Source organism: Mesorhizobium sp. B2-4-17 (assembly GCF_006441275.1).
In the GTDB taxonomy this organism is placed as follows: Bacteria; Pseudomonadota; Alphaproteobacteria; order Rhizobiales; family Rhizobiaceae; genus Mesorhizobium.
Genome location: NZ_VFUX01000015.1, coordinates 69,877 through 86,580, shown reverse-complemented (window position 1 = coordinate 86,580; position 16,704 = coordinate 69,877). Strand labels below are relative to the sequence as shown.

General features: G+C 63.8%; 16 protein-coding genes. 8 read left to right on the top strand and 8 right to left on the bottom strand.

The annotated features are described in order from the left end of the window. The first annotated feature begins 2 nt into the window (after window positions 1–2). The 8 genes from FJ548_RS13975 (at window position 3) to FJ548_RS13935 (ending at window position 7,720) form a co-directional block, all read left to right on the top strand. Window positions 3–212, top strand: coding sequence for a hypothetical protein (locus tag FJ548_RS13975; RefSeq protein ID WP_246678667.1), 210 nt, complete (start codon window positions 3–5; stop codon window positions 210–212). Window positions 213–287: 75 nt separating this feature from the next. Beyond that, window positions 288–1,199 carry a LysR substrate-binding domain-containing protein gene (locus FJ548_RS13970; RefSeq protein ID WP_140778137.1) on the top strand — a complete coding sequence of 304 codons (912 nt, stop codon included), beginning with the start codon at window positions 288–290 and terminating at the stop codon, window positions 1,197–1,199. Window positions 1,200–1,416: 217 nt separating this feature from the next. Further along, window positions 1,417–2,571, top strand: a complete 1,155-nt coding sequence (locus FJ548_RS13965) for an ABC transporter substrate-binding protein (RefSeq protein ID WP_140778167.1) — start codon at window positions 1,417–1,419, stop codon at window positions 2,569–2,571. Between the two features lie 172 nt (window positions 2,572–2,743). Next, the gene (locus FJ548_RS13960) at window positions 2,744–3,742 is read left to right on the top strand and encodes an ABC transporter ATP-binding protein (protein WP_140691098.1); all 999 of its coding nucleotides are present in this window, start codon (window positions 2,744–2,746) and stop codon (window positions 3,740–3,742) included. 283 nt (window positions 3,743–4,025) lie between these two features. Further along, window positions 4,026–4,931: an ABC transporter permease gene (locus FJ548_RS13950; RefSeq protein ID WP_181168791.1), complete on the top strand. Its 906-nt coding sequence runs from the start codon at window positions 4,026–4,028 to the stop codon at window positions 4,929–4,931. Next, the gene (locus FJ548_RS13945; RefSeq protein WP_140778136.1) at window positions 4,921–5,736 is read left to right on the top strand and encodes an ABC transporter permease; all 816 of its coding nucleotides are present in this window, start codon (window positions 4,921–4,923) and stop codon (window positions 5,734–5,736) included. The genes FJ548_RS13950 and FJ548_RS13945 overlap by 11 nt, the downstream gene beginning before the upstream one ends. 26 nt (window positions 5,737–5,762) lie before the next feature. Continuing rightward, window positions 5,763–7,190 (top strand): gamma-aminobutyraldehyde dehydrogenase, encoded by a 1,428-nt coding sequence (locus tag FJ548_RS13940; RefSeq protein WP_140778135.1) that lies wholly within the window; start codon window positions 5,763–5,765, stop codon window positions 7,188–7,190. Window positions 7,191–7,234: 44 nt separating this feature from the next. Beyond that, window positions 7,235–7,720, top strand: a complete 486-nt coding sequence (locus FJ548_RS13935; protein ID WP_140612723.1) for an ester cyclase — start codon at window positions 7,235–7,237, stop codon at window positions 7,718–7,720. Between the two features lie 82 nt (window positions 7,721–7,802). Here the strand turns inward: FJ548_RS13935 and FJ548_RS13930 are convergent, their stop codons facing one another. From FJ548_RS13930 to fdhF, 8 genes are all read right to left on the bottom strand, one after another. Beyond that, on the bottom strand, window positions 7,803–9,212 hold the full coding sequence (locus FJ548_RS13930; RefSeq protein ID WP_140778134.1) for an FAD-binding oxidoreductase: 1,410 nt from the start codon (window positions 9,210–9,212) through the stop codon (window positions 7,803–7,805). A 307-nt stretch (window positions 9,213–9,519) separates the two neighbouring features. Then, window positions 9,520–9,834 carry a hypothetical protein gene (locus FJ548_RS13925; protein ID WP_140612725.1) on the bottom strand — a complete coding sequence of 105 codons (315 nt, stop codon included), beginning with the start codon at window positions 9,832–9,834 and terminating at the stop codon, window positions 9,520–9,522. Between the two features lie 124 nt (window positions 9,835–9,958). Beyond that, window positions 9,959–10,321, bottom strand: a complete 363-nt coding sequence (locus FJ548_RS13920; RefSeq protein ID WP_140691113.1) for a nuclear transport factor 2 family protein — start codon at window positions 10,319–10,321, stop codon at window positions 9,959–9,961. Window positions 10,322–10,399: 78 nt separating this feature from the next. Next, complete coding sequence (locus tag FJ548_RS13915) at window positions 10,400–10,879, bottom strand: carboxymuconolactone decarboxylase family protein (protein ID WP_140778133.1); 480 nt, start codon at window positions 10,877–10,879, stop codon at window positions 10,400–10,402. Window positions 10,880–10,987: 108 nt separating this feature from the next. Then, window positions 10,988–12,541: an alpha/beta fold hydrolase gene (locus tag FJ548_RS13910; RefSeq protein WP_140778132.1), complete on the bottom strand. Its 1,554-nt coding sequence runs from the start codon at window positions 12,539–12,541 to the stop codon at window positions 10,988–10,990. A 110-nt stretch (window positions 12,542–12,651) separates the two neighbouring features. Continuing rightward, on the bottom strand, window positions 12,652–12,963 hold the full coding sequence (locus tag FJ548_RS13905; protein ID WP_140691120.1) for a formate dehydrogenase subunit delta: 312 nt from the start codon (window positions 12,961–12,963) through the stop codon (window positions 12,652–12,654). Beyond that, entirely contained in the window at window positions 12,953–13,783 is an 831-nt protein-coding gene (gene fdhD, locus FJ548_RS13900; protein WP_140778131.1) for a formate dehydrogenase accessory sulfurtransferase FdhD, read from the bottom strand. Before fdhD ends, FJ548_RS13905 begins: the two co-directional genes overlap by 11 nt. A gap of 2 nt (window positions 13,784–13,785) precedes the next feature. After that, window positions 13,786–16,698: a formate dehydrogenase subunit alpha gene (gene fdhF, locus FJ548_RS13895; protein ID WP_140778130.1), complete on the bottom strand. Its 2,913-nt coding sequence runs from the start codon at window positions 16,696–16,698 to the stop codon at window positions 13,786–13,788. Between the last annotated feature and the right edge of the window lie 6 nt (window positions 16,699–16,704).

Here is a 16,704-nt window from a genome sequence, read left to right as displayed (position 1 = left end):
CGTTGACTTTCGCCCTGGCGACGTTGCTCGGCGCCGCCATCTGGAATGCGGGCTTCCTGCTGACCGGCTGTCTCCTGCGCGGCAGCGGCCAGGATTCCCTCACGATAGGCTTCCGCATCATTGTCATCGTCGTGGTGCTGGAGACGGCGTTCATGCTGGCACTGCGCTACGGCCCCGCATGGCGGCGGCGCATCAGGCTGGTGCTCGGCTGAGCGCCGGCTCTCCAGCCACGGGATAAGCACTGCCACTGGCTTTTCTTCGCGGCTGCGGCGGTGTTTAGTCCGGCCATGGCCTTCACCATCCGCCAGTTGCAATTCTTCGTCGCCGTCGCCGAGCAGGGCACGGTATCGCGCGCGGCACAAAATCTCTCCATCTCGCAATCGTCGGTCACCGAAGCGATCAAGGAACTCGAAAGCGATCTCGGCGTCGAACTGTTCGACCGCCATCCGCGCGGCCTCAACGTCACCCACAAGGGCCACCAGTTCCTGCGCCACGCCACGAAGATACTCGCCGACGTGTCCGACGCCCGCCGCTCTTTTTCCGGCGAGAAGGCCGCTTTCGGGGGCCGGCTGCAACTCGGCGTCACCTCGCTGGTCGCCGGCTATGTGCTGTCGGACCTGCTTGCCCGCTACCGCCGCGCCTATCCCGGCGTCGAGGTCTCGGCCATCGAGGACAATGGCGACTATCTCGAACATCTGTTGATCGGCGGCAAGCTCGACATTGCCGTCATGGTCACGTCCAATCTGCGCGATCGCACGGCGTTGCAGTCGGAAATCCTCGAAGTTTCGGCCTATCGCCTCTGGCTGCCGCTCGGCCATCCGCTCGCCGGTGCCGACATCATCGGCATCGGCGATATCGCCTCCGAGCCGCTGATCATGCTCACCGTCGATGAAATTGAGGAGAACACCGGCAAGCTGCTGACGGCGATCGGCGCCAAGCCGCATGTCGCCTTCCGCACCCGCTCCGTGGAAGCCGTTCGCAGCCTTGTCGCCACCGGGGCCGGCGTGGCGCTGCTGCCCGACCTTGTCTACCGGCCCTGGTCGCTGGAAGGCGACCGCATCGAATCGCGCGATGTTTCCGGCGCTTTGCCAGTGGTCCAGGTCGGCATGGTCTGGCGGCGCGGCTCCGGTCTGCCGCAGGCGGCGCGCGACTTCATCGGACTTGCCCAGTCGCAGCGGATGGTCCGGCAGCGCCTTTGATGACTTTGCTTGATATATCGGAAAAACCGATACCGCATTTCTGATAAATGAATTTGCGAAACCGGAATTTTCCAAGCACCTTGCGCTTCAGGAACCAAAGCCGCCACCAGAGCGGCATCAAGTCCGTCGACGAACTGACAGTTTTTCGGTCCGCGCATGACCTTTGGCGAAAACCGGAACCGGTTTTCGGGCCAGGCGCCAAAATGGGAGATTGATGATGAATTCATTCCTGAAGTCATGCACTGCGCTGACGGTCGCGTTGACCTTCTCAGGTCAGGCCATTGCCCAGGTCAAGGAACTCGGCAAGGGCGAAGGCCAGGTCAACATCGTTGCCTGGCCGGGCTATATCGAGCGCGGCGAAACCGACAAGGGTTATGACTGGGTCACGTCCTTCGAGAAGGAGACGGGCTGCAAGGTCAACGTCAAGACGGCCAACACCTCCGACGAGATGGTCTCGCTGATGAACGAAGGCGGTTTCGACCTCGTCACGGCTTCGGGCGATGCCTCGCTGCGCCTCGTCGCCGGCAAGCGCGTGCAGCCGATCAACACCGATCTCATCCCCAGCTGGAAGACGGTCGACGACCGCCTGAAGGATGCGCCATGGTTCACCGTCGGTGGCGCCCACTATGGCGTGCCCTATCAGTGGGGCCCGAACATCCTGATGTACAACACGGACGTTTTCAAGGAAGCGCCGAAGAGCTGGAATGTCGTGTTCGAGGAGATGAACCTGCCGGACGGCAAGTCCAACAAGGGCCGTGTCCAGGCCTATGATGGGCCGATCCACATTGCCGACGCCGCCAACTACCTGATGTTCCACAAGCCGGAGCTGGGTATCAAGGACCCCTACGAACTGAACGAAGACCAGTACAAGGCAGCACTGGCGCTGCTGCGCGTCCAGCGCACGCTGGTCGGCCGCTATTGGCATGACGCGGCGATCCAGGTCGACGACTTCCAGAACGAAGGCGTTGTCGCTTCGGGTTCGTGGCCGTTCCAGGTCAACACGCTGGTCGCCGCCAAGAAGCCGATTGCCTCGACCGTTCCCGAGGAAGGCGTCACTGGCTGGGCCGACACCACCATGATGGAAGCCGACGCGGCCAATCCGAACTGCGCCTATAAGTGGCTTGAACATTCGCTGGCGCCGAAAGTGCAGGGTGACGTTTCCGCCTGGTTCGGTTCGCTCCCTGTCGTGCCCGCCGCCTGCAAGGGCAATGAGCTGCTCGGCGAGGAAGGCTGCAAGACCAACGGCTACGAGAACTTCGACAAGATCAGGTTCTGGAAGACGCCGGTCTCGAAATGCGCCAGCCAGAACGACCAGTGCGTGCCCTACTACCGCTGGGTGTCGGATTATATCGGCGTCATCGGCGGTCGGTGATCCCCTTACCCTCCCCCTTGGGGGGAGGGTCGACGCAAAGCGTCGGGGTGGGGGGAGCGCGGACGTTCGGCGCTAACCACCCCCACCCGCGGCTTCGCCGCGACCTCCCCCATCGAGGGGGAGGTAGGGCGTCGTGCGAACCCGTTTAACCGGCAACCGAACTGACAGGCCCATGACCTCAGCCGTCTCTTTCCAGAAAGTTTCGCGCCATTTCGGCAGCGTTCGCGCCGTCGATGCGGTCGATCTCGACATCGCACCGGGCGAGTTCTTTGCCATGCTCGGGCCGTCCGGATCCGGCAAGACGACGTGCCTGCGGCTGATCGCCGGCTTCGAGCAGCCGACGGCGGGGTCGATCTCGATCTTCGGTGAACGTGCCGAGGGCGTGCCGCCTTACCGCCGCAACGTCAACACCGTGTTCCAGGATTACGCGCTGTTCCCGCATCTCAATGTGCTCGACAACGTCGCCTACGGGCTGATGGTCAAAGGCGTTGGCAAGGCCGAGCGGCACAAGGCGGCGGAAGAAGCGTTGTCGCTGGTGCGGCTGCCCGGCTATGGCGCCCGCCGGCCCGGCCAGCTTTCCGGCGGCCAGCGCCAGCGTGTCGCGCTCGCCCGCGCGCTGGTCAACCAGCCCAAGGTGCTGCTGCTCGACGAGCCGCTCGGTGCGCTCGACCTGAAGCTGCGCGAAAACATGCAGGAGGAACTGAAGTCGCTGCAGAAGGCGCTCGGCATCACCTTTGTCTTCGTCACCCACGACCAGGGCGAGGCGCTGTCGATGGCCGACCGCGTCGCCGTTTTCAACGACGGCAGGATCATGCAGATCGGCACGCCGGAGGATATCTACCAACGGCCGAGCACCCGCTTCGTCGCCGACTTCGTCGGCTCGTCCAACGTGTTGCCGCCGGACTTCGTCCAGCGCTATTCCGGCCAGCATCGCTGGGGAAGTCTGCGTCCGGAATCCATTCGCGTTTCAAACGCAACGAACGGGGACGGTGTTGCTGCCCGCCTGGTCGGCACGAATTATCTCGGCGCCACCACAAGGCTGGCGCTCGACGCAGATGGGCTGAGGCTTCACGCCATGGTGCCGGCCGGCACCGCTTTGCCGGCTGAGGGCGAGGCGGTGATGCTGACGTTCAATCGCGAGCACCTGCATCTGATGGATGAGCCGGCATGATGGCGGTCCGCGCGAAGCACCCCCCTCTGTCCTGCCGGACATCTCCCCCTCAAGGGGGGAGATTAGCAGTTTCTCGGCCTCGCCAATTCTGCTGCGTGGGAGATTGGCGAAGTCCGGAGGGACAGCCGATCTCCCCCCTAGAGGGGGAGATGTCCGGCAGGACAGAGGGGGGCGCGAAGGATCGCGGCTTCTCTCATTCCCCCGCCCAAGACGGTGTGTCGCCATGACAGTCGCGGCGCTCAACGCCAATCCCGCCCCCGCCATCCTGCCCGGCAGCGGCGGCATGCGTGGCGCGCTGTCGGACCTGTTGTGGCGCAGGCCGCAATTCCTGCTCCTGCTGATGCTGCTGCCGCCGGTGTTGTGGCTCGGCATCGTCTATATCGGCTCGCTGTTCGCCCTGCTGGCACAGAGCTTCTTTTCCATCGACGAGTACTCCGGCCTCATCAACCGCCAGTTCACGCTGAAGACCTATGGCGACCTGTTCCAGGCCGCCAATCTCGACATCATCCTGCGCACGGTGACGATGGCGGCGCTGGTCACGCTGGCCTCGGCCATCGTCGCCTTCCCGATTGCCTACTATGCCGCGCGTTATGCGCGCGGCCGCTGGAAGGCGCTGTTCTATCTCGGCGTCATGCTGCCGCTGTGGTCGAGCTACCTGGTCAAGATCTATGCCTGGAAACTGATCCTCGCCAAGGAAGGCATCCTCACCTGGCTGCTCGCCAAGCTCAATCTGTTGTGGCTGCTCGATGCATGGCTGTCGTTGCCGGTCGTCGGCGGCAACTCGCTGTCGGTGTCGTTCACCGGCACCTTCATCGTCTTCGTCTATGTCTGGCTGCCGTTCATGATCCTGCCGGTGCAGGCGGCACTCGAACGCGTGCCCGGCAACCTGGTGGAAGCCTCGTCCGATCTCGGCGCTTCGCCCGGCCAGACCTTCCGCAACGTGCTGTTCCCGCTGGCGCTGCCTGGCATCGTCGCCGGCTCGATCTTCACCTTCTCGCTGACATTGGGCGACTACATCATCCCGCAGATCATCGGCACCTCGCGCCTGTTCATCGGCCAGGCGGTCTATTCGCAACAAGGCACGGCCGGCAACATTCCGCTCGCCGCCGCCTTCACCGTGGTGCCCATCGTCATCATGGGGTTCTACCTCTGGGGCGCCAAACGCATGGGGGCCTTCGATGCGCTCTGACCGTGGCCAATCCGCCCCCCTCGGCCTGAAGATATCAGCCGCCTGCGGCCTGCTCTTCCTGCACCTGCCGATCCTGCTGATCTTCGTCTATGCCTTCACCACGGAGGAGAAGAGTTTCGTCTGGCCGCCGCCGGGGCTCACCACCCAATGGTTCGCCGTCACCTGGAACCGGCCCGACGTCTGGCAGGCGCTGTCGCTGTCGGTGCGCGTCGCCGCCATCTCGACCGCGATTGCGCTGGTGCTGGGCACGCTTTGCGCCGCCGCGGTCTCGCGGACCAAATTCTTCGGCCGCGAGACGATCTCGCTGCTTGTCATCCTGCCGATCGCTCTGCCCGGCATCATCACCGGCATCGCGCTGCGCTCGGCGTTTGCGCTGGCCGACATCCCCTTCTCGTTCTGGACGATCGTGCTCGGCCACGCCACTTTCTGCGTGGTCGTCGTCTACAACAATGCCGTCGCCCGCTTCCGCCGCACCTCGGGCTCGATGATCGAGGCCTCGATGGATCTCGGCGCCGACGGCTTCCAGACCTTCCGGCACGTCGTGCTGCCCAACATCGCAACTGCGCTTCTTGCCGGCGGCATGCTGGCCTTCGCTTTATCGTTCGATGAGGTCATCGTCACCACCTTCACCGCCGGCCAGCAGCAGACCGTGCCCATCTGGATGCTTGAGGAACTGATCCGCCCGCGCCAGCGCCCGGTCACCAATGTCGTGGCCATGGTCGTCGTGCTGGTGACGCTGCTGCCGATCCTGTTTGCCTATTACCTGACCCGCGACGGTGACCAGATCGCCGGTTCGGGCAAATAACGCCAGTTCATAAGGGAGAGACGTTCATGGACACCCAGATGCTGATCGGCTCGAAATTCGAGAGAGGCACCGAAACCGAGGAGCCGATCCTCAATCCGAAGACCGGGGCCAACATTCTCAACCTGCCCGAAGCCAACCCAGCGCAGATCGAGGCGGCCGTCAGTGCCGCCGAACAAGCGTTCGTCAGTTGGTCGCGCACCACGCCGGCGCAGCGCTCGGGCTATCTGCTGAAGATCGCCGACCGTATCGAAGCCGCCGCGCATGAGTTCGCGACGCTCGAGGCGCTGAACTGCGGCAAGCCGATCAATGCCGTGCTCAATGACGAGATACCGGCGATCGTCGACTGCTATCGCTTTTTTGCCGGCGCGGTTCGCTCGATGCCGGGGGTCGTCGCGGGCGAATATCTGCCCGGCCACACCTCGATGGTGCGGCGCGACCCGATCGGCATCGTCGCCTCGATAGCGCCGTGGAACTATCCGCTGATGATGATGGCCTGGAAGCTCGCGCCGGCCATCGCCGGCGGCAACACCGTGGTCTTCAAGCCGTCGGAGCAGACGCCGCTGACGGCGCTGAAGCTGGCGAAGATTCTGGCCGAGGTGCTGCCGGAAGGCGTCGTCAATGTCGTGCTTGGCCGTGGCGACAGCGTCGGCAACACGCTGATCAACCATCCCAAGGTCAACATGATCTCGATCACCGGCGATGTCGCCACCGGCAAGAAGGTGCTGCAGGCCGCCGCCAAGTCCGTCAAGCGGACACATCTGGAGCTTGGCGGCAAGGCGCCCGTCATCGTCTTCGACGATGCCGATCTCGGTGCTGTGGTCAACGGCCTGCGCGCCTTCGGTTACTACAATGCCGGCCAGGACTGCACCGCCGCCTGCCGCATCTATGCCGGCAAGAAGATCTACGACAAGCTCGTCGCCGATCTCTCCTCCGCCGTCTCGACCATAAAGTATGATCGCGCTGACGATACCGAGAACGAGATCGGCCCGCTGATCTCGCGCCGCCAGCGCGACCGCGTGTCGAGCTTCGTCGAGCGCGCGTCCGAATTGAAGCACATCGAGATCACCACCGGCGGCAAGCCGGGCGAGGGCACCGGCTTCTACTACCAGCCGACCGTCGTTGCCGGCGCGCTGCAGGAGGACGAGATCGTGCGCCGTGAAGTGTTCGGCCCGGTCGTCTCGGTCACCCGCTTCTCGGAAGTCGACGACGCGGTGAAATGGGCCAATGACAGCGACTATGGCCTCGCGTCATCGGTGTGGACCAAGGACGTCTCGCGCGCCATGGCGACGGCTGCCCGCCTGCAATATGGCTGCACCTGGATCAACACCCATTTCATGCTGACCAACGAGATGCCGCATGGCGGACTGAAGCAGTCCGGCTACGGCAAGGACATGTCGCTCTACGCGCTGGAGGACTATACCGCCGTGCGCCATGTCATGGTGGCGCACACGTAACATTTTCGAGAAAACGCAAGCATTCAACCAGGGAGGAACGAACCATGCATCGCCGCCAGTTTCTGACATCCGCGGCCGTAGCCGCCACACTATTGGCCGTAACGCCTGCCCTTGCCGCCGATACCGCGCAAGCGGTGGTCGAAGCCTATGTCGCCGCCTGGAATGCGCATGACTCGGCCAAGGCTGCCGGATATTTCGCCGACGAGGTCACCTATTACGACGCTTCCGTAGGCAAGCCGGTCACGGGCAAGGAAGCCGCCAAGACCGGCGTCATCGACAACTTCCTCAAAGCGGTCCCAGACGCGGTGTGGACGATGAAGGGCAAGCCCGTCATCGACGGGGATCGCGTTGCGTTCGAATGGGAATTTTCCGGCACCAACACCGGGGCCTGGGGCGATGGCACGGCCGCGACCGGGAAGAAGTTCTCCTTCACCGGCGCCTCGATGTTTTCCATCAAGGACGGCAAGATCGCGACCCAGAGCGACTACTACGACGCGCTCGGCTTTTACAAGCAGCTTGGCCTGATGTAATCGCGGCTTCCATTCTCCCCGTAAACGCTGTTCACGGGGAGAATGTGACCCAAAGGACCGACGAGAATCAGCGGCCCGGCAGCTATGCGGCCGTCCTACCCTGCTCCGCCGATGTCGCGGGCTTGATGTTCTGGTTGACCCGGAAGACGTTGGATGGGTCATAGGTCCGCTTCACCTGGCTCAGCCGCTCGTAATTCGCGCCATAGCTCGCCCGCAGGCGCTGTTCTCCCTCGTCATCCATCATGAAATTCACGTAGCCGCCTTCGCCGTTGTGGGGATGAATGCTCGCCCAGTAGTTTCGTGCCCATTCGATCAGTTCGGCGGCCTTGCCCGGATCGGGATCGATCGCCGCTATGACCATCGACCAGCTTGCGTCGCGCGCGTTCCAGGCGGTCTCGTCCTTGCCAACGCGGCGGACCGCGCCGTCGATCGGGTAAAGATGCATGAGCGACAATTCGCTGGGGGCCTGGGCGGCTTGTGCGATATGGGTCGCGATGGCTTCGTCCGGAAGCGATTTGACGAAATCGCCCTTCCAGTACCATTGCAGGCCTTTCGGAAGGAGCGGGTCGAACAGCGACTGCAGCGCCGGGAACGGCATTACGCCCATCCAGTTGAAGATCGGTGGGGGCAAGGTGTCCAGCAGCGGCGCCATGGCCTTGCGCCCGTCTTCCTCCGTGCCGTTGTAGCACGAGATAATGGCGCAGACGCGCTTGCCCCAATATTCGCGCGGGAAGGGATCGGTCGAGGGGACCGACTTCAACCCGACAAAGGCGCCGAGCTCTTCCGGTGCCTCCGGCAGATAATCGCGATAGGTACGCATGACCGCTGGCGCGTCCTTGGCCTCCCAGAATACCGGGCCGCCGAAGATCATGTCCACAGGATGTGCCTGGAACAGGAAGCTGGTCACCACGCCGAAATTGCCGCCGCCGCCCCGCAGCGCCCAGAACAGGTCGGGATTGTCGCTTTTGCTGGCCGTCACCAGGCTGCCATCGGCGAGCACCAGATCCGCCTCGATCAGATTGTCGATCGTGAGGCCGTATTTGCGCGTGAGATAGCCCGTTCCACCGCCGAGCGTAAGGCCGGCGACGCCCGTGGTCGAGACGATGCCGAACGGAACGGCGAGCCCGAATGGATGGGTGGCGTGGTCCACGTCACCCGAGGTGCAACCGGGCGCGACCCTCACGGTCCGGGTTTTCGGATCGACATGAACTCCCTTCATCATCGACAGGTCGATGACGAGGCCATTGTCGCAAATCCCCAATCCGGCACCGTTATGTCCTCCGCTGCGCACGGCGACCAGCAGGTCGTTGTCGCGCGCATACGCCACGGCGGTGATCACGTCGGCGACATCGGCACAGCGCGCAATCAGCAGCGGGCGCTTGTCGATCATGCCGTTATAGACCCTGCGCGCTTCGTCATATCCACCATCCTCGCGCAGGATCAACTCCCCGCGCAGGCCTTCACGCAGTTTTGCATGGGTTCCGTCGGTCATCGGTTTTCTCCCTGGTTGCGCCCGCGCCATGCGGCTTCGCCGCGAGGACTAATCTTGTTACTTGTTTGTACCGCCATCCGGCGGGTGCTTAGGGATAGCGCAGGAGCGGCACATTGCACCGATCTGGTTCTCCGCTGCTTCGCCCGAAAGGGCCAATGGTATGATGGCCCATGAGAGCCATAGGCTGGCTTCCGCAAGCTGCGGGATGCCGAGCCTCGTCCTTGGGTTGCTTGCACCACGAACGCGGCAGCTCGTCGGCCGCTCTTGTCCATCGTGCCAGTCGGCCTCTTCCGGCGCTCGACCGCTTCTACTCGACGATGCGGAAAATCTGCCACAGGCTGGTGCCCGACACGACATAGGGCTCCATCTCCTTGCCCCATTTGGCGTGCGCGTCGATCTTGCCGATCTTGGCGAAGAACGCCTCCAACTGGGCCAGGCTCTCGACCTGGTGATGGGATTCGACCGTCGCCTCCCGGGCGCCGATCGAGCCGGTCATGATCCGAAACTCGAGGTCGGCGAGACCGACTTGTGAGCCGATTTCGCGCTCCCATTTCTTCATCAATTCGAGCACGGTCTGCTTGTGTCCGAACTTGGCATCGATCTGCCATCTGGCGCTGAACATTTTTCTTCTCCTCCGGTTACGGCCCGGGCATGATCCCGAAAAGTGGCATCCTATTTTGAGGGCATGCTCCGGCACTGAGACAGCTCCATCCCATTCGATCGGGGTGGACAGGCTCCGCGGTTGACTACTCGTCCCAGGCTTGCACGACAGTCTGCCGGGCGATGCGCCCGTCCTTCAGCTCGAGCATCGACGCGCAGAACACTTTCGTGCCGTCAGGATAGGCACAGGCCTGGGTGAAGGCGAGGCTGTCGCCCTGCGCGACGGTGGCATCGACCTTGTGGGTCATGGCCCGGCTGCAGATGTCGTCCCAGAAGATGCTGATCGCCGCGCGACCGCGGATCTCGCGCGGCTTGCTCGGCGGATTGTTGCGGTCGATCACCCGCACCGTCGCATCGTCGGCATAGAAGCCCGACAGCATCTTGCCGTCACGGCCTTCGATCGCCTTCTTGATCGCCGTGCCGTCCACTGCGGGAGTCTTGGTCAACATTTTATCCTCCATGGCCCATCTTCGCGGTCGGGCGGTTGATGTCGGGAAGTGCCGACGTCCATCGACGGGCAGTGTCGTTCATTGCGACTTTGCCTTGACCGCCGCGAACACGTCGTCGGTCTGCTTCTTGAAGGTCGCCAGATCGACCTGGCTGCCGTTGAGTATCGTCGACCAATGGCGCACGATTGCCGCCATCGCGATCGTCTCCTTGATCTCCTCGTCGCTTGCGCCGTTTAGCTTGGCCGCCTCGGTGTGGAAATAGATGCAATACTGGCATGGGATCTGCGAGGCGACCGCGAGGCCCATCAACTCCTTGGTCTTGCCGTCAAGTGCGGTTTTGGGATTGAGCTGCACGCCCTTGATCTCGGCCCAGGCACCGGCGATGGCGACGTCAGGCAGTGTCTTGAACATGTCCGGCACCGAGCCGAGCGTCGCCTGGATGTCCTTGTAGGCGGCTGTCGCCGATGCGTCCTCGGCTTTTGCGGGAGAGATCGCCGACAGTGCGCCAATGCTTGCCGCGATCAAAAGTGATCTGACATTCAGTTTCGACTTGAGCATTTCATCCTCCGTTCGCAGTGCTTTGCTGGCTACGTCCGCCTGGCCTGCATGGGGGAATTGATAGCGCCTGCATCGGCATGGCCGCTTCGCCCGAAAGCGCCATGGCTCTCATGGCCCATCCAGGCCAGTGTGCCTGACGGAAAATGCCGCCGCGGCCGCCCGCGATGGCAGGTCGAGCTTGAGCAGTATGTTGGCGACATGGCGCTTGACTGTATGTTCGCTCAGCCTGAGTTCGGCGGCGATCGCTGCATTGCTCTTGCCGTCGGCGATCAGATTCACGACCTCGCTCTCGCGCGCCGTCAGGCAAGCCGGCTCGGTCGCCTTGGCCTTGGGGCGGCAGGCCGGTTCCAGATGCTGTTCGGACATCGCCCGGACAAGTGCCATGGGCTCATCCAACTCGTCGATGCTGATGCGGCCGGCGTCGGCGAAATGAAGCCCGGAGCCGGCCGCCAGGTCAGCGACCAGCCGCGACGCCAGTATGTCGCCGCGCCCGGCATGGGTGGCGAGGTGCATTGTAACGCGGCCGGTCAATCCGGCCGGTGGCCCGCGCGCCTCGATCTCGCCGACATGCGCGCCCTGGGCACTCGCCACGCCGATTTGCTGCGCCGCCTCGCGCAACGCCGCCGCGCAACGCAAGGCACGCCCTGGCCCGTCGAAACGAGAAATCATCATTTCGCCATGCATATCCACGCAGCGCCCGCCATGGCGCCCGACAAGCGTTCGCCATGTTTCCTGGAAGCGCTGGCTGCGTTCGCTCCACATCCGGTCGCCAAGCCTTGCCGTGTCGTAGATGCGTGTCACCAGCAGCGCCGCCAGGACGCGTTCGGCTTCTGTCACGGCGCATTCGCCGGTGAGGAATTCCTCGATCAGGTCGGCCACCCGGTCAACATCGCCGGTCCAGATTGGATGGTCGCGTCCGGGGATCTCGGCCAGCCGCGCATTCGGGATATTCCTGGCCAGGAAGCGGCTGGCGTCGGGATCGACCCGCGCATCGTTGCGGCGGTGGATCAGCAGCGTTGGCGCGCTGATCGCCGCCAGCACGCCGCGCACATCGATTTCCGCGTTCATCCGTGCCAGTGCCGCTGCCGCCGTCGGGCTCGCCGACTGCCGCTCGAAGCGCGCCCACCAGGTCGAGAAATGCGGGTCATCCACCCGACCGGGTGCGAAATTGGGCAAGGTGGCGCCGGTACCCCAGCCCGTTTCGGCCGTTTCGATGAAGGCTTCGAGCCGTTCGGGCGGCATCACCCATTTGTGGAAATGCGCATAGCCGCCATAGAGCGCCAGTGCTCGCGTCCGCTCCGGATATGTGGCGGCAAACAGCATTGCCATCGGCGCGCCCTCGGAGGCCCCGAGCAACGCGGCCCGACCGCTGCCGGTCGCGTCCATCACCGCGCGCACATCGTCCATGCGGGTTTCGAGGCTGGGCAGGTGATGGACATCGACACGGTCGGAAAGACCCGTGCCGCGCTTGTCGAACAGGATCAGCCGCGAGAATGCCGAAAGCCGTTTCAGGAGCCTGGTATAGCCCTCGTCTTCCCAATGCAGGTCGAGATTGGAAATGAAACCAGGGATGAAGACGAGATCAAGCGACCCTTGGCCGACCACCTGATAGGCGATCCGCACCTCGCCGCTTAGGGCATATCGAGTCTCGATCGGCCTCACGAGTTTTTCCGCCTGGCCTGACGATTTCTGATCGCCGACCATAGCAGAGCCGCGTCGATTGCGGCAGCTTAAACTTTAGCGGAAAGGAATATAAGCTGCCGGGCCCCCGGCTATTTCTGCGACGCGACAGCGTCGCCCGGAGGAACCTTGAGCCCGAGTTTCAAATCCGCCTCGGCCGGCGTGATTGGGCGCTTGATCCTGGCGGCGGCTACCACGACGAGTTCGTCGAAGCCTGCGGCGCCGTTGTCCAGCATCTCGAAGAACTGCCGCCGCATCCTCGGCTCCCAGAACTTGTTGATGTGCTCGGCAACGCCGGTAATGCCTTCCTCGCGCGGCCTGGAATGGAAAAAGGCAGCGATCTGGTTGGCCATGCGTATCAGCTTTTCGCTGGTGCTCATGATGTGATCTTCGTCATGCGACATGCTGGGTAACTCCGAAAACCACGCGGTCGGGCTGGGTGAAAACATCGAAATCGTCGCCGCGCACCAACGCCACCAACGTCATGCCGGCCTCTTGCGCGGTGCGGATGGCCAGCGCGGTCGGGGCCGAGACGGCGATGATGAAGGCAGAGCCGATCGCCGCCGTCTTCTGCACCATCTCTACCGAGACGCGTGACGTGACGATCACGGCACCCGAAGCGCCATCGACGCCGGCTTTCGCCAATGCGCCGGCCAGCTTGTCCAGCGCATTGTGGCGGCCGACGTCCTCGCGCGCCATGACGACACCCTTGCCCGGTATGTAGAAGCCGGCGGCATGCACGGCGCCTGTTTCGCTGTGCAGCGGCTGCATCTTGGACAGCAGTTTGACCGAGCGGGTAATATCATTCGCCCCAAGCGTAAGTCTTGACGCACCGACGGCGTCGACCGAACGCATCGCTTCCTCGATGGATTCGATTCCGCAGAGCCCGCAGCCGACCGGTCCGGCAAGCCGCCGCCGCCGCGCTTCGAAGCGCGTGTTGGCCTGGTCCTTCAGCCGGATCTGGATGTCGATGCCGGCGCCGAGATCCTCGACCTCGATCGCCTCGATCTCGTCCGGAGCGGCGATGATGCCTTCAGTGAGCGAGAAGCCGAGCGCGAAATCCTCGAAGTCGGCCGGGCTTGCCATCATCACCGCATGGGTGGTGCCGGCAAAGGAGAATGCCACCGGCGTCTCCTCCGGCACCATGCGGTTGGCGGCAGCGGTGCCGCTGGCGCGGTGCGCCAGCCGCGAGATCTGTGTCGTGGCTTTGCGGGGCGCGCTCAAGACTACTCCGCCGCTTGCATCGGAGCGATGCGCCGGCTGTTGCGCGCCTGCTCCTCATAGTCACGCTGCCAGTCCGACGGCCCGTTGGAGGCACCGACCTGGACCGCCGTCACCTTGTACTCCGGACAGTTGGTCGCCCAGTCGGAGAAGTCGGTGGTGATGACGTTGGCCTGCGTGTCCGGGTGGTGGAAGGTGGTGTAGACCACGCCGGGTGACACCCGGTCGGTGATCAGCGCCCGCAGCGTCGTCTCGCCCGAACGGCTGGTCAGCCGCACCCAGTCACCATCGCGCAGGCCGCGGTTTTCGGCATCGTGGGGATGGATTTCCAGCCTGTCCTCCGAGTGCCACAGGACATTGTCGGTACGCCGCGTCTGCGCGCCGACATTGTACTGGCTGAGGATACGGCCGGTGGTGAGCAGCAGCGGGAAACGTGGCCCGGTTCTCTCGTCCGTGGCGACATATTCGGTGCGGATGAACTTGCCCTTGCCGCGCACGAACCCATCGACATGCATGATCGGGGTGCCGAGCGGCGCCTTGTCGTTGCATGGCCATTGCACGGATCCGACACAGTCGAGCAGTTCGAAGGAGACGTTGGCGAAGCTCGGCGTCGTCTTGGCGATCTCGTCCATGATCTCGGAGGGATGCTGATAGTTCCAGTCCAGCCCCATGGCGCGGGCAAGCACCTGCGTCGCCTCCCAGTCGGCGTAGCGCGCCTTGGGCTCCAGAACCTTGCGCACCATGTTGATGCGGCGCTCGGCGTTGGTGAAGGTGCCGTCCTTTTCGAGGAAGGTCGAGCCCGGCAGGAAGACGTGCGCGTAGTTCGCTGTCTCGTTGAGGAAGAGATCGTGCACAACCACGCATTCCATCGCGGCGAGGCCGGCGGCGACATGCTTGGTGTCGGGGTCGGACTGCAGGATGTCCTCGCCCTGGATGTAGATGCCCTTGAAGCTGCCGTCGACGGCGGCATCCAGCATGTTGGGGATGCGCAGGCCCGGCTCGTCGTCGAGCTTCACGCCCCACAGGCTCTCATAGATGTCGCGCACGGCTTCACCGGAGATATGACGATAGCCGGGCAATTCGTGCGGGAAGGAGCCCATGTCGCAGGAACCCTGCACATTGTTCTGGCCGCGCAGCGGATTCACGCCGACGCCCGGCCGGCCGATATTGCCGGTGGCCATGGCAAGGTTGGCGATCGCCATCACGGTGGTCGAGCCCTGGCTGTGTTCCGTCACGCCCAGGCCATAGTAGATCGCGCCGTTGCCGCCGGTGGCGTAGAGACGCGCTGCACCGCGGATCAGTTCAGGATCGACGCCGGACAGCTTGCCGACGGTTTCGGGGCTGTTTTCCGGCAGGGCGACAAAAGAAGCCCAGTCCTGGAACTCCGCCCAGTCGCAGCGCTCGCGGACGAAGGCTTCGTCGAACAGGCCTTCGGTGACGATGACATGCGCCAGCGCCGTCAGCACCGCCACATTGGTGCCGGGCTTCAATGGCAGGTGGTACTCTGCCTCGACATGCGCCGACTTGACCATCTCGGTGCGCCGCGGATCGAGCACGATCAGCTTGGCGCCCTCGCGCAACCGCTTCTTCAACCGCGAGGCGAACACCGGATGGGCGGTAGCCGGATTGGCGCCGATGACGACGGCGACGTCGGTGAATTCGACGGAATCGAAATCCTGCGTGCCGGCCGAGGTGCCGTAGGTCTGGCCGAGGCCGTAGCCGGTCGGCGAATGGCAGACGCGCGCGCAGGTGTCGACATTGTTGTTGCGGAAGCCCTGCCGAACCAGCTTCTGGACGAGGTAGGTCTCTTCGTTCGTGCAGCGCGAGGAGGTGATGCCGCCGATGGAAGCGCGTCCGTACTGATACTGGATGCGGCGGAATTCCTTCGCCGTATGGGCGATCGCCTCTTCCCAGCTCACTTCACGCCAGGGATCGCTCACCTTCTCGCGGATCATCGGCGACAGGATACGGTCCTTGTGGGTGGCGTAGCCGTAGGCGAACCGGCCTTTCACGCAGGAGTGGCCGTGGTTTGCCTTGCCCTCCTTGTAGGGCATCATGCGGATGACCTCGTCGCCCTTCACCTCGGCCTTGAACGAGCAGCCGACGCCGCAATAGGCGCAGGTGGTGACGGCGGAACGCTCCGGCAGGCCCTTCTCGAGCACGGTCTTCTCGCGCAGCGCATCGGTCGGACAGGCCTGCACGCAGGCACCGCAGGACACGCATTCCGAGGCGATGAAATCCTCGTGCATGCCGGCCACCATGCGCGATTCGAAGCCGCGGCCCTCGATGGTCAGCGCGAACGTGCCCTGCACCTCTTCGCAGGCGCGCACGCAGCGCGAGCAGACGATGCATTGGGCCGGATCATAGGTGAAGTAAGGGTTCGATTCATCACGGGCAATGTAGTCCACCGCCAGCGAGCCATGGCCGGGCGCGACGCCGTCTTCCTGCTTGACGTGGTTGCGCCCCTCGATGCCGTAGCGGTTCTCGGTCAGGCCGACCGACTTCGCCACCGTGTCGAACTCGCTGGCGCCGGTGCCGGCCTTTTCGTTCCAGCCGGTCGGATGGTCGGAAACATAGAGCTCCATGACGCCACGGCGGATGGCGTCAAGGCGATCCGACTGCGTGTGTACAATCATACCTTCGCCGACCGGCGTCGTGCAGGAGGCCGGCGTGCCGCCGCGCCCTTCGATCTCGACCAGGCAGACGCGGCAGGAGCCGAAGGAGTCCAGCATGTCGGTGGCGCAGAGTTTCGGGATTTCGACCCCGCCCTCCATCGCCGCGCGCATGATCGAGGTGCCTTCCGGCACGCTGATGCTGCGGCCGTCGACGGTCAGCGTGATTTGCTTCGTCGCTTTCGATTCCGGGGTTCCGTAGTCGAGCTCTTCGATGAGCGTCGGGAAGTCGGCCTTGATGTTCATCTGCCA